Annotated in this window: 11 protein-coding genes; 8 read left to right on the top strand and 3 right to left on the bottom strand. The window is 72.0% G+C overall.

What is annotated here, in order from left to right; all coding sequences use genetic code 11:
• Positions 1–142: 142 nt before the first annotated feature.
• The 4 genes from AB0I67_RS24470 to AB0I67_RS24455 all read left to right on the top strand — a co-directional run bounded on the left by AB0I67_RS24470 (position 143) and on the right by AB0I67_RS24455 (position 4577).
• Positions 143–1321: a winged helix DNA-binding domain-containing protein gene (locus AB0I67_RS24470; RefSeq protein WP_357927601.1), complete on the top strand. Its 1179-nt coding sequence runs from the start codon at positions 143–145 to the stop codon at positions 1319–1321.
• 204 nt (positions 1322–1525) lie between these two features.
• Positions 1526–3346 (top strand): amidohydrolase, encoded by a 1821-nt coding sequence (locus AB0I67_RS24465; protein ID WP_357927599.1) that lies wholly within the window; start codon positions 1526–1528, stop codon positions 3344–3346.
• Positions 3347–3404: 58 nt separating this feature from the next.
• Positions 3405–3980 (top strand): TetR family transcriptional regulator, encoded by a 576-nt coding sequence (locus tag AB0I67_RS24460; protein WP_357927598.1) that lies wholly within the window; start codon positions 3405–3407, stop codon positions 3978–3980.
• A gap of 21 nt (positions 3981–4001) precedes the next feature.
• Positions 4002–4577: a TetR family transcriptional regulator C-terminal domain-containing protein gene (locus AB0I67_RS24455; protein WP_357927597.1), complete on the top strand. Its 576-nt coding sequence runs from the start codon at positions 4002–4004 to the stop codon at positions 4575–4577.
• Here AB0I67_RS24455 and AB0I67_RS24450 read toward each other — a convergent pair.
• Positions 4570–5136 carry a TetR/AcrR family transcriptional regulator gene (locus AB0I67_RS24450; protein ID WP_357927595.1) on the bottom strand — a complete coding sequence of 189 codons (567 nt, stop codon included), beginning with the start codon at positions 5134–5136 and terminating at the stop codon, positions 4570–4572. The genes AB0I67_RS24455 and AB0I67_RS24450 overlap by 8 nt on opposite strands.
• Before the next feature lie 61 nt (positions 5137–5197).
• Here AB0I67_RS24450 and ureA point away from each other — a divergent pair, with 61 nt between their 5' ends.
• The 4 genes from ureA (at position 5198) to AB0I67_RS24430 (ending at position 10441) form a co-directional block, all read left to right on the top strand.
• Positions 5198–5869, top strand: coding sequence for an urease subunit gamma (gene ureA / locus AB0I67_RS24445; RefSeq protein ID WP_357927593.1), 672 nt, complete (start codon positions 5198–5200; stop codon positions 5867–5869).
• Entirely contained in the window at positions 5869–7500 is a 1632-nt protein-coding gene (locus AB0I67_RS24440) for an urease subunit alpha (RefSeq protein ID WP_357927591.1), read from the top strand. The genes ureA and AB0I67_RS24440 overlap by 1 nt, the downstream gene beginning before the upstream one ends.
• A gap of 14 nt (positions 7501–7514) precedes the next feature.
• Positions 7515–8531 (top strand): agmatine deiminase family protein, encoded by a 1017-nt coding sequence (locus AB0I67_RS24435; protein WP_357927590.1) that lies wholly within the window; start codon positions 7515–7517, stop codon positions 8529–8531.
• A gap of 197 nt (positions 8532–8728) precedes the next feature.
• Positions 8729–10441, top strand: a complete 1713-nt coding sequence (locus AB0I67_RS24430; RefSeq protein WP_357927589.1) for a tetratricopeptide repeat protein — start codon at positions 8729–8731, stop codon at positions 10439–10441.
• Between the two features lie 6 nt (positions 10442–10447).
• Here AB0I67_RS24430 and AB0I67_RS24425 read toward each other — a convergent pair whose 3' ends face one another.
• Complete coding sequence (locus tag AB0I67_RS24425; protein WP_357927587.1) at positions 10448–10696, bottom strand: LuxR C-terminal-related transcriptional regulator; 249 nt, start codon at positions 10694–10696, stop codon at positions 10448–10450.
• A 148-nt stretch (positions 10697–10844) separates the two neighbouring features.
• Complete coding sequence (locus tag AB0I67_RS24420; RefSeq protein ID WP_357927585.1) at positions 10845–12659, bottom strand: BTAD domain-containing putative transcriptional regulator; 1815 nt, start codon at positions 12657–12659, stop codon at positions 10845–10847.
• Between the last annotated feature and the right edge of the window lie 23 nt (positions 12660–12682).

Below are 12682 nucleotides of genomic sequence, written 5' to 3'. Positions count from 1 at the left end.
ACGGGCTGAGGGTTCGACGCCGTGTCCCGCCATCGGGAAATTGCGTACCGATTTCGGATGGTGTTCGGCGAGGGCGAGGCTGGGCGCCACGAGGAAGAGGCTAATCACGGAGTGCCTTCCTACGTCTGGGTAGGACGGAGGCATGTTCAAGGTTGACCGCAAGCAGATCCTGGCCTATCGGCTGCATGCGCAGCAGCTTGGTGAGCGGGCGCCGACTGGTGAGTTGGTGGAGGTGGCTGGGCGGTGTTGTCCGCAGAACACGCCGCCTGGGTCAGCCGCGTTGGCGTTGGGGGCGCGGGTTGAAGGGGTGAGTGAGCGGCGGGTGGGCGAGGAGCTTGAGGAGGGGAAGCGGCTGTTGCAGGCGTTTGGGGCGCGGGCGGCGCCGCATGTGTTTCCGGTGCGGGAGGCGGCGGTGTTCACGCGGGGGCTGTTGCCGGAGGGGGAAGAGGAGTTGCGGGCGTTCTTGCGGGGCGCGGTGCCTGCGCTCGATCGGTTGGGGTTGGGGGCTGGGGAACTGGTGGAGTTGACGGTTCGGGCGGTTGAGGAGGTGCTTGATGGGAGTGCGCTGGTTAAGGACGAGGTGGGGCGGGTTGTGGGGGAGTTGATTGCTGGGCGGTTGCCTGCGGGGGTGCGGGAGGGGTGGAAAGGGGGCTCGCCGTACGCGGGGAAGCAGTTTTTGGGGGAGTCGTTGGTGCGGTTCGCGCTGCCGGTGGTGTCGTTGTGGGGGGTTCTGTGTCATGGCGGGCGGGAGGGGCGGGCGCCGTTGCTGCGGCGTACTGATCAGTGGGTGGGGAGGGTTCGGGGGGTTAAGAAGGCGCCGGGGGAGTTGGTTCGGTGGTTTCTGCGGTGTTACGGGCCGGCGGGGCCGGGGGAGCTGGCGGGGTGGGGTGGGATCGCGGTCCAGCAGGCGGAGCGGCTGTGGGCGGGGGTGGAGGCGGAGCTGGTCGAGGTGGGGTTTCAGGCGGGCAGGTTGTGGGTGCTGGCGGGGGAGGAGGAGCGGTTGAGGTCGGCTGGGGAGGTTCGGGGGGTGCGGATGGTGCCGCCGCATGATCCGTATCTGCAGGCGCGGGATCGGGGGGTGCTGGTGCCTGATCGGGAGCGGCAGAAGGTGCTGTGGCGGCAGGCCGGTAGTCCGGGGGCGGTGCTGGTGGATGGTGAGGTGCGGGGAGTGTGGCGGGCGAAGGTCAGGGGGCGGAAGTTGGACGTCAGTGTGGAGGCTCTGGGGGAGATCGGGCGGGGGCATCGGGGGGCGGTCGAGGAGGAGGTGGGGCGGGTTGCTGCCTGTCGGGGGCTGGAGGTGGGCAAGGTCGGCGGGTGGTGAGCCGCGGACTAGCGGGAGTGGGCGACGGCGGGCGTAAGAAGGCTGTAGGGCCATGAAGCCGTAGAAGTGCTGTAGGGCCATGAAGGAGTAGAGGAGTGGTGGGGGATTAGGGGTTGACGTGGGCGGCTTGGGAAACTTGAATTTGAGTCAAGTTTAACTCTTGGAACGGAGAGCCAAGTGGGTCGGATCGGAGCGTTGGCCTGTGTGGCCGCTCTGCTCGGCGCGGGCTTGACGCCGGCCGCCGCGGGCGCCGCGACCTCGTTAGGCGCGGACATCGTGCTGCGCAACGGGTTCATCTACACCGTCGACAAGCGCGACAGCGTCGCCAAGGCGCTGGCCGTACGGGACGGGCGGATCGTCTATGTGGGGACGAACGCGGGAGCGGGGAAGTACATCGGCGAGGGCACGGAGGTGATCGACCTCAAGGGCCGGATGGTGATGCCGGGCCTGCACGAGGGCCACATCCACGACATCAGCCGCAGCGACCGGAAGCGGTGCGACCTCAAGGCGGAGCCGCTGACGGTGAAGCAGCTCCAGGCGAAGGTACGGGCGTGCCTCGACGATCCGGAGCTGGGCAGCGGGACGGACTTCCTCGAGGTCGACAACCTCTACATGCAGTTCCTCCGGCCGGCGGGCACGACGCCGCACAAGAGCATGCTGGACGCGCTGAAGACGAAGCGGCCGATCGTGATTCACGCGGCGATCACGGCGCACAACATCCTGGTCAACCAGAACGCGCTCGACCTGGCGAAGATCACCAGCAAGACGCCGGACCCGCCCCAGGGGCGGATCGACCACGACCGGAACGGCGAGCCGAACGGGCTGCTCCAGGACTCGGCCGGGGACCTGGTGACCAAGCTGATCCCGCCGCCGCCCCCGGTCGCCCCGGAGCGGGCGGTCGAGCTGGCCGGGCTGCGGATGAAGGACTACAGCAAGGAAGGCATCACGAGCTTCTTCGTGCCGGGCAGCGGGCGCGAGGAGATCGAGATCTTCCAGAAGCTGCAGGACGAGGGCGGGCTGACCGCGCGGGCGCACTTCGCGATCTGGAGCAGGCTGCAGGATCTGCGTGAGCCGAAGGCGTTCTACCGGGAGGTGGAGAAGATCCGGGCGGAGCTGGAGCGGCCGGAGGAGATCTCCTCCGCGGTGCTCGCCTGGCGTCCTGACCAGAAGAAGGGGCCGCGGGTGGTGCCGGAGCCGGGGGTGGTCGTCGCGGGCGTGAAGATCATGCTGGACGGCATCGTCCAGTACCCGGCCCAGACCGCGGCGATGCTGCACCCCTACCTCGACGCGGACGGCAAGCCGCGCAAGGACAAGTCCGCCCGCGGCGAGCTCTACATCGGCCCCAAGCTGCTCAACCCGGTGGTGGCCGAGCTGGAGCGGCGCGGGTTCCAGTCGCACGTCCACGCCATCGGCGACCGGGCGGTGCGCACGGCGCTCGACGCCTTCGCCTACGCCCGCAAGGCCAACCCCAAGATCCGGGCGCACGAGACGATCGCGCACGCCGAGGTGGTGGATCCCGCCGACTTCCGGCGGTTCGGCGCGCTGGACGTGACCGCATCGATGGGCCTGCAGTGGGCCAAGCCGGCGCCGGACTCCACCGACGCGGTCAAGCCGTACCTGGGCCCGCGCTTCGACCTGTACGAGCCGACCAAGGCGATCACCAAGGGCGGCGGCAAGGTCTCGCTGGGCAGCGACTGCTGCCTCGACCCGTTCGACGAGTGGTTCGACCTGGAGGCGGCCGTGCTGCGCGAGGCGGACTGGGGCAAGGAGTTCCCGCAGTACGCCGGCAAGGTCAACAAACTGCCCGGCCTGACCCTGGCCGAGGGCATCAGGGCCGTCACCTACAACGGCGCCTACCAGATGCACCAGGAGAAGATCACCGGCTCCCTGGAGAAGGGCAAGCTGGCCGACCTGATCGTGCTCGACCAGAACATCACCAAGGTGCCGCTCGACGACATCTCCGAGACCGACGTCCTGATGACCATGGTGGGCGGCAAGCAGGTCTGGGTCGATCCGAAGTTCTGAACCAGTGGCGGGGCGGGCCGGCGACGGCGCGCCCCGCCCCCAGCAGGGAGGTCAGCCGTTGACGGCCGACGAGAGACGGGCGCGGATTCTCCGGGCGGCTCTGGAGGAGTTCGCCGGCAAGGGGGTGGCCGGGGCCCGGGTGCACGACATCGCCAGGAGTGCCGGGGTGAACGTCCGGACGATCTACACGCACTTCGAGAACAAGGAGGGTCTGGTCCAGGAGGTCACCCGGGAGGTGTTCCGGCGGGGCGGTGAGCGGGCCGGGCGGAGCGGCGGGCCGGTGACGCCGGCGAGCCTGCTGGAGGAATTCCTGGACCGGTGCGCGATCGAGGCCGAGTGGGTGCGGCTCCTGGGCTGGGAGGAGTTCGAGAAGGGCGCGGGGACGAGCTGGCGGGGGGACATCACGGCCAGGGTCTACCTGCTGCGGCGGTGTCAGGACGCGGGGCTGGTGGATCCGGACCTCGATCCCGAGCTGCTGTGTGTCAGCCTGATCGCGCTGGCGATGGCGCCGCTCGCGTTTCCGACCCTGATCCAGGCGGCCACGGGGACGGACTCGGGGTCGGCGCGGTTCCGGGCGGGGTTCCGGGAGCATCTGCTCCGGCTGGCCAAGCCGGCGCTGAGCCGTACCGCATGAATGACCACGGACAATGGGAGCATGACCGACGGGCGCAGGACCCAGGAGCGGGGCAGGCAGGCGCGGCGCCAGGTGCTGGAGGCGGCGCTGGCGGTGATCGCCGAGCTGCCGGTGGCCGAGCTGCAGGTGCAGCAGATCGCCGAGCGGGCGGGCATGAGCCCGGCCCGGGTGCTGTACTACTTCCAGTCGCGCGACCAGATCCTGACCGAGACGTTCCGGTGGAGCGAGCGGGTGCTGGCCGAGCGTCGGGCCAGGGAGCTGGCGGCGGCGGGCGGCCCGAAGGAGCGGCTGGCCGCGTTCATCCGGGTCTACCTGCCGGTCGACCGGCACGACGTGACGTGGAAGCTGTGGCTGGAGGCCTGGTTGCGCTCGATGAGCGCCGCCGAGATGGGCAGGACCGCCGAGGAGATCGACGGCGGCTGGAAGCAGGACCTGGTGACGATACTGGAGGAGGGGGACTTCCGGCCCGCTCCGGAGTTCCTGGACTGGTTCCTGCCGCTGCTCGACGGCCTGGCGGTGCACGTGCTGATCGGGCGGCTGGAGCCGGCGGAGGCGGCCGAGGTGGCGCTGGGGCAGGCGCTGGAACGGCTCAGCTGAGTCCGGCCTCGATCGCGGCCAGGGCAGTGGCTCGGGCCCAGGCGGCGTCGTGGCCCGGGATGCGCAGCAGCACCTCGGAGGCGAGGCCGTCCATCAGCCGGCAGGCGCGGGCGGCCAGCTCGTCCGGGTCGGCGACCGGCGCGCAGGCCCGCAGGATGCCGGCCAGCTCGCCGGCCCAGGCGCGGAAGAAGCCGTCCAGTTTTAGCAGCGTCTCGTCGTCCTCCGGCGGGCGGGCGATGGCCTGCGCCCACAGCCGCCAGCGCACGTCGTCGGCGCCGCGGGGCAGGTAGAGCGCGACGAACTCGGCCAGCGCCGCGCGCGGGGCCAGGCCCGCCAGGCCGGTGCGGCGGCGCTCGTCCAGGTCGGCCTCGCTGAGCAGGAGCGTGGAGATCAGGATGCGGTCGCGACTGCCGAAGTAGTAGAGCACATGGCCGGTGCTCATCCCGGCGCGGTCGGCGATGTCCTGGACGCGGAGCCGGTCGAAGCCGAGCTCCTCGATCGCCTGCAGCGCCGCTTTCAGGACATGGGCCCGCATGTCCGGGCGTACCGGTTTCGACATACTTTAGAATCGTACTCTAAGTTAGAGCCACGCTCTAAGACCGTGGAGGTGCGCGTTGCGCTTGACGCCGACGGAACGGGACCGGCTGCTGCTGTTCACCGCCGCGGAACTGGCCCGGTCCCGCCGCAGCCGGGGCCTGGCGCTCAACGTGCCTGAGGCCACCGCGCTCATCGCCGACACGGTCTGCGAGGCCGCCCGCGCCGGGTACCGGCTGACCGAGGCGATCGAGGCCGGCCGGGCGGTGCTCGGGCCGGACGACGTCCTGCCCGGCGTGCCGGACGTGGTGACGGAGATCCAGGTCGAGGCGGTCTTCGACGACGGGTCCCGGCTCGCCGTGATCACCGACCCGTTCGGCGGCGGGTCGCTCGGCGCCGAGGCCCCCGGGGCGGTCATCCCCGCCCCGGTGCCGCCGCCACCGGCGCCGGTCGTGTCGGTCGAGGTGCGCAACACCGCCTCCGTGCCGATCAGCGTCACCTCGCACTTTCACTTCTTCGAGGTCAACCCGCGGCTCAGCTTCGACCGGGGCCTGGCCTACGGCCGCCGCCTGGCCGTACCGGCCGGATCGGCCGTCCGCTTCGACCCGGGCGCCAGCCGTACCGTGGAGTTGACCGACATCGGCGGCGCGCGCGTGGTGATCGGCGCGGCCGGCCTGGTGGACGGCCCCCTGGACGCCGACGGGGCGTTCGAGGCCGCGATGGAGCGGGCGCGCGCCTGCGGATACCTGGGCGCCTGATGAGCGTGTACGGCTACCGCACCGGCGACCTGGTGCGACTGGGCGACTCCGGCCTGACGGTCGAGGTGGAGCACGACTCGCAGGCCCACGGCGAGGAGTTCCTGGCGGGCTTCGGCAAGACCGCGCGCGACGGGCTGCACCTGAAGGCCGCCTCGGTACGCGAGACCTGCGACCTGGTGATCAGCAACGTCCTCATCCTGGACGCCGTCCTCGGCATCCGCTCGGCCTCCATCGGCATCCGCGAGGGCCGCGTGCACGCCATCGGCCGCGCCGGCAACCCGGACACCCTGGACGGCGTGGAGGTGGTGGTCGGCACCGGCACCACCATCGTCTCCGGCGAGGGGCTGATCGCGACCGCCGGCGCCGTCGACACGCACGTGCACCTGCTGTCGCCCCGGATCATGGAGGCGTCGCTGGCCTCCGGCGTGACCACGATCATCGGGCAGGAGTTCGGCCCGGTCTGGGGCGTCGGGGTGAACTCGCCGTGGGCGCTGCGGCACGCGTTCGACGCCTTCGACGCCTGGCCGGTGAACATCGGCTTCCTCGCCCGCGGCTCGTCGTCGGACCCGGCCCCGCTGGTCGAGGCGCTGGTCAAGGGCGGCGCCTGCGGGTTCAAGGTGCACGAGGACATGGGCGCGCACACCCGGGCGCTGGACACCGCGCTGCGCGTGGCCGAGGAGCACGACGTGCAGGTGGCGCTGCACACCGACGGGCTGAACGAGTGCCTGTCGGTGGAGGACACGCTGGCCGTCCTGGAGGGCCGGACGATCCACGCCTTCCACATCGAGGGCTGCGGCGGCGGGCACGTGCCGAACGTGCTGCGCCTGGCCGGGGTGCCCAACGTGATCGGCTCCTCCACCAATCCCACCCTGCCGTTCGGCCGGGACGCCATCGACGAGCACTACCGCATGATCGTCTCGGTGCACGGGCTCAAGCCGGAGCTGCCCGGCGAGGAGGCGCTGGCCCGCGACCGGATCAGGGCCGGGACCATGGGCGCCGAGGACGTGCTGCACGACCTGGGCCTCATCGGCATCACCTCGTCCGACGCGCAGGGCATGGGCCGTGCCGGTGAGACGGTCCGCCGCACGCTGGCGATGGCGGCCAAGATGAAGCCCATCGGCGAGCGGAACGACAACGAGCGCGTGCTGCGGTACCTGGCCAAGCTGACCATCAACCCGGCCCTCGCCCACGGCCTGGCCCACGAGGTGGGCTCGATCGAGGTGGGCAAGCTGGCCGACATCGTGCTGTGGGAGCCGGCCTACTTCGGGGCCAAGCCGCAGCTCGTGCTCAAGGCCGGATTCCCCGCCTACGGGGTGACCGGCGACCCCAACGCCGCCACCGACCGGAGCGAGCCGCTGGTGCTCGGCCCCCAGTTCGGCGCGTTCGGCGCGACCGCGGCCGACCTCTCCGTGGCCTTCGTGTCCGGCGCGGTCTCCGGCGACCGCCTCACCACGCGCCGGCGCCGGGTCGCCGTGCGCGGCACGCGCGGCATCGGGCCCGCCGACCTGGTACGCAACTCCCGCCTCGGCCAGGTCGAGGTGGACGCGCACGGCCGCGTCAGCCTCGACGGCGAGCCGGTGCACAGCGACCCGGTGCCAGCCGTACCCCTGAACCGTCTCTACTTCCTGTGACAGGAGCGACCCCCATGTTCATGCCGCCCGAGTGGGCCCCGCACGCGCGCACGTGGATGGCCTGGCCGGTGCGACACTACGAGCTCAGCCCCGAGGCCTCCCACCGCGCGTGGTCGGACGTCGCCAACACCGTCGTCCGCTACGAGCCGCTGACCATGCTGGTCGATCCGGGCGAGCTGGCCTCGGCGAAGCAGTGGCTCGACCCGCGGGTGGAGCTCGTCGAGCAGCCACTGGACGACTGCTGGCTGCGCGACAACGGGCCCACCTTCGTGCTCGACGGCGGGCGCCTGGCCGGGATCGACTGGACCTTCAACGGCTGGGGCTGGGCGCCGCACGCCCTGGACGACCAGGTGGCCGCCGCGGTCCTGGCTCGGACCGGGGCCCGTGCCCACCGCAGCGCCATGGTGGGCGAGGGCGGCGGCATCCACGTGGACGGCGAGGGCACGGTCCTGGTCACCGAGACCGTCCAGCTCGACCCGCGCCGCAACCCCGGCTGGACCCGCGAGCAGGCCGAGGCCGAGCTCAAGGCGCTGCTCGGCGTGACCAAGGTCATCTGGCTGCCCCGGGGGCTCACCGCCGACTACGTCACCTTCGACGAGGCGGGCGTCCAGCACGGCTACGGCACCAACGGCCACGTCGACCTGCTGGCTTCGTTCGTCCGGCCCGGCCTGGTGCTCTGCCACGTGCAGCCCGACCCCGCCCACCCCGACTTCGAGGTGACGCGGGAGAACCTGGCGGTGTTGCGCGCGGCGACCGACGCGCGGGGCCGGAAGCTGGAGGTGGTCGAGGTGCTCGCGCCGACCGTGCTGGAGGCGCCGGGCGGCGGTCCGGTGGACTACTCCTACATCAACCACTACCTGGCCAACGGGCTGGTGCTGACCTGCTCGTTCGACGATCCGCGCGACCGGGAGGCGGCCGAGCTGTTCGCCCGGCTCTTCCCTGGCCGGGCGGTGGAGTCCGTGGACGCGCGCGACATCTTCGCCCAGGGTGGGGGCATCCACTGCATCACCCAGCAGGAACCGGCGCTCTAGCCGCAGGCGATCTTCCGGTCTATGCTCTGGGCAGCCTGAAGTTGATCACTTGGGAGGCGCCATGAAGAAGATGACCGTCCGTCGCAAGAGCACCCAGCGTCTGCTGTCCAGCGCCCGCCGGCTCTGGATCGAGTGGTGCTGGTAGTTGCCGAGACGGCGGGCGCTTCCGGGCGCCCGCCCCTGCGGTTCCCGGCCCCGTGGCTCGCGACGTCGTGGCGTGCGGCCCGGCCGTGAACTGCTTCGACTGCCATCGCGGGCACGGGCCCTACGCCGGGGTCGCCGCCTTCCTGGCGCGGCTCGCCGCCGAGCGCCCGCGCCTGGCGGCGCGGCACGAGGTCGAGCTGGCCGCGATCGCGCCCTGGCTCGACCGTACGGCGCGGCCGCCGGCGGAAGAGGAGCCGATCAGGTTCCATCCCGCCCGCCGGACCGCCTGCCTGGCCTACGGCGCGGCCGAGTTCGTGGCCGCCTGGGCGGAAGGGCTGCGCAAGCCGGTCACCGTGGTGTTCGAGCACGTCGCGGAGGCCGACGAGACCACCGCCGAGCTGCTGGCCGTCCTGGCTCCCCGGGTGGCCGCCACCCCGCTGCGCCTGGAGTTGCGCGAGGACGGCACCGCCGAGCCCCCGCCGCCGCCCTCGACGCCGGAGGCGGTCCGCGCCGCGCTCGGCGACAGCCTGGCCCGCGGCTTCTACCACCACGCGGCCCGCGTCGCCGTCCACGGACGGGCCCTGGTCACTCCCGGCGGCGACCTGCGGCAGTGGTGGGCCTGCACCACAGGGCTGGCCACCGCGCTCACCGCCCTGGAGCGGGCGCCGGAGGCCCTCGACCTCTACGACCAGGCGCGCGCGGCCACCGACGACCCGAAGATCAACATGTCCGCCGCGTACGCCACCGCCATGCTGCACGCCCGGCACCTCGACGCCGCCGCGCAGGACCAGACGCTGGCCCGGCACTGGCTGGAGGAGGCGCTGCGGCTGGCCGCCGGCCTGGAGGACTCGCCGCACAAGGTGATCTCCACCGTCTTCTACGAGCAGGGCCTCGCGTTGCTGGACGCCAGACAGGGCGCACCCGAGCAGGCGCTGCGGCTGATCGACGACGGCCTGGCCAGGCTGGCGGCGGTCCTGGCGCCGGGGGAGCACCCGCAACACCTGGCCCGGTTGCGGCACAACCGGGCGCAGGTGCACCTGGCGTTCCGCGATCCGGAGCGGGCGCTGGCCGACCTCGACCTCGTGATCGCCCACGATCCCGGCAACTGCGAGTACTACGTCGACCGGGCCGCCCTGCATCGCGCGGCCGGCCGGACGCAGGCGGCGATCAAGGACTACGGCACGGCCATCCGTCTCGGCCCGCACCTGCCCGAGGCCTACTACAACCGCGCCGTCCTGCACCTCGAACGCGGGCACGAGCAGCGGGCCCGGGAGGATCTGGAGCGCGTGCTCGCCGTCGAGCCCGGCCATCTCGACGCCCGGATCACCCTGGCCAACCTGCTCCTGGAGCGCGGCGCGAGCGAGGAGGCCGAACGGCAGGCGCTGGCGGGACTCGCCCTCGCGCCCAAGGAGCCCGCGCTGCTGTGCACGCTCGGCCTGGTCCGCTCCGAGTGCGGCGAGCCGGCCGAGGACCTGTTCACCCAGGCCCTCGAGGGCGACCCCACGCTGGTCGAGGCGTGGACGAACCGCGCCGCCGTACGGTTCGAGCGGGGCGAGGTGAGCGCCGCCGTGGCCGACCTGGACCGGGCGGTGGCCCTGTCGCCGGCGCCCGAGCCTCGCTTCAACCGCGGTACGGCACTGGCCCGGCTCGGCCGCTGGGAGGAGGCGGTCCGCGACTTCACCGACGCGCTCGCCCAGCCCGGCCTGGACCGGACGCTCCGCCGCGAGATCCGCGCGGAGCTGGAGCGCTGCCGCCGAGCCCGTTGAGCGTGGTCAGGGCAGGTTCGCCGCCGCGGTGGGCGGCCACATGTCGACGCAGAGCAGGCGGTGGGCGTAGGAGTAGGCCACGAGCTGGCTGCGGTTGCTGCAGGAGAAGCGGTCGAGCAGCTTGCTGATCCACTCGGCCACCGTGTACCGGCTGAGGTGCAGCTCGCGGGCGATTCTGGTGGTGGTGTACCCCCTGGCCAACAGCACGATCAGCTCGCGGTCACGATCGTTCAGGACACCGGAACCAGAATCCATGTCACGCCCCAGGTCACATCGCCTTGCCAGAGGTCCCCGGCTGGAAGGACCTCGGGGCTCACGCTAGGAGGAACCGCTTAAGCAGCGGTATGGCGAGGCCAAACTGCCGGTTATGTGGTCAGTTGCTGACAAGTCCGGACTTGGGGTGTTAGGGGCGGCCCCGCAGGATGCCGTCGTAGATCTTGCGCAACACCGGGCTGGGGTCGATGCCGAGCTCGGAGGCCAGGTGCCGGCGCAGGCTCTCGAACTGCGACAGCGCCTCGGGCGTGCGCCCGCAGCCGACGAGCGCCGTCATCCGGGCCGCGACCAGCCGCTCCCGGGCCGGGAAGTAGGACACCAGGTCGTCGAGGCGGGTCAGGACCTCGACGTGCCGGCCGCGTTCGATCTCCAGCTCGGCCCAGTCCTCGTTGACGGTGAGGTAGAGCTCGGTGCACCGGCTCACCGCGTCGTCGATCAGCGGCACGCCGGAGAACTCGGCGAGCGGCCAGCCGCGCCACAGCCGGGCCGCGTCGTCGAGCACGGTCCGCGCCCGCTCGCCGTCGCCCCGGCGGCGCAGGTCGCGTCCCGTCCCGGCCAGGTCGCGGAAGCGGAGCAGGTCGAGCTCGTCGGGAGCGGCGTCCAGGCGGTAGCCCCAGCCCTGGTAGGAGATCCGGTCGCCCGCGCGCCGGCGCAGCTCGGAGACGTACACCTGGAGGTTCTTGCGCGCGGTGGCCGGCGGCCGCTCGCCCCAGAGCGAGTCGATGAGCTGGTCGGTGGCGACCACCTGGTTGGGGCTGAGCAGCAGGATGGCGGCCAGCAGCCTGGCCTTGCGCGCGCTGATCCGGACCAGCGAGCCGTCCATCCGGATTTCGAGCGTTCCAAGCACGCTGGCGTCCATCGCGGGCTTGTCCTTCTTGGCCGGCGCGCACCTGCCGGTCCCCAGGGTGAGGAATCCGGCCAGGTCGATGGGGGCGCCGGCCTTAGGCGCCGACTGCGAGTGCAGGGTCCTGACCATGGCGAGCGCCGCCATGGAGACCTCGTCCACCCCCGCCTTGCCCTCGAACCAGCGCCAGTCGCCGTCGGAGTTGGCTTCGAGGAACACCGGTCCCTGCTTGGTCATCAGGAAGTCGAAGGCGCCGTAGCGCAGGCCCCAGAGCTCGGCGAGCCGCCGGACGGCTCCGGCCACCGCCTCGGGCACGGCGACCAGCGAGACCGAGACGGAGTCGGCGTCGCACCAGATCGCCTCCGGCGAGGCCTTGCCCACCCGGAAGGCCCTGATCTCGCCGTCCAGGTAGTAGACGCGCAGCTCGACGCCATGGTCCACGTACTCCTGGACGATCATCGGGGCGTCGCGGACGGCGAGCTTGCCGGCCACCTCGGCGTCCATGACCTCCGGGAAGACCCCGGCCAGGGTGCCGGGCTCGGTCTCGACGAAGTGCCCGTCGAGCGCCTTGACGATGACCCGGTCGCCGGGCAGCCGGGCGCTGGCCGCCGCCGGATCCGTGGTCACGATGGTGCGCGGGGTGCGGATCCCGGCCCGGGTGGCGTCGTCGAGCTGCACCAGCCGCCCGAGTTCTGGTGCGCCGGGCAGGTGGTGGGTGGCCAGGCGGGACATCTGCGCGACCAGCGCGCACCAGGAGTCGGCCCTGAAGGGCGAGCTCGCCGAGTTTTGGATCGCCCGGGGCGAGAAGTGCCGGACCCAGGTGACGGTGGGGGTGATGCGGCGCCCGTTGACGGTGAGCGAGCGGTCGGCGATGTCCGCGGCGATGCGCAGGTCGTCGACGGCCTCGGCGTCGATGCGCAGGCTCGGCACCCCGAGCGTGCGCAGGCCGCGCTGGAGCACGGCGAACTCGGTGAGCCCGGCCCGGTCGGCGAGGACCACGCACGGCAGCGCGACGGCGGGGTCGCTCTCCTCGGGCAACTGCCAGGCCAGACCGGGACTGGCCGGCAGGGTGAGGGTGTAGGGCTCGGTCTCCGAACTCACTCGGGGTCCACCACCTCTGGTGT

The sequence above is a fragment of the Nonomuraea sp. NPDC050310 genome (assembly GCF_040655795.1).
Lineage (GTDB): Bacteria > Actinomycetota > Actinomycetes > Streptosporangiales > Streptosporangiaceae > Nonomuraea.
This window is presented reverse-complemented; position numbering and strand designations above follow the sequence as displayed.

Excerpts from the sequence above, each read along its gene's own strand:
- AB0I67_RS24455 (WP_357927597.1), top strand. The coding sequence starts at position 4,002 with ATGACCGACGGGCGCAGGACCCAGGAGCGGGGCAGGCAGGCGCGGCGC.
- AB0I67_RS24440 (WP_357927591.1), top strand. The coding sequence starts at position 5,869 with ATGAGCGTGTACGGCTACCGCACCGGCGACCTGGTGCGACTGGGCGAC.
- AB0I67_RS24470 (WP_357927601.1), top strand. The coding sequence starts at position 143 with ATGTTCAAGGTTGACCGCAAGCAGATCCTGGCCTATCGGCTGCATGCG.
- AB0I67_RS24450 (WP_357927595.1), bottom strand. The coding sequence starts at position 5,136 with ATGTCGAAACCGGTACGCCCGGACATGCGGGCCCATGTCCTGAAAGCG.
- AB0I67_RS24435 (WP_357927590.1), top strand. The coding sequence starts at position 7,515 with ATGTTCATGCCGCCCGAGTGGGCCCCGCACGCGCGCACGTGGATGGCC.
- AB0I67_RS24425 (WP_357927587.1), bottom strand. The coding sequence starts at position 10,696 with ATGGATTCTGGTTCCGGTGTCCTGAACGATCGTGACCGCGAGCTGATC.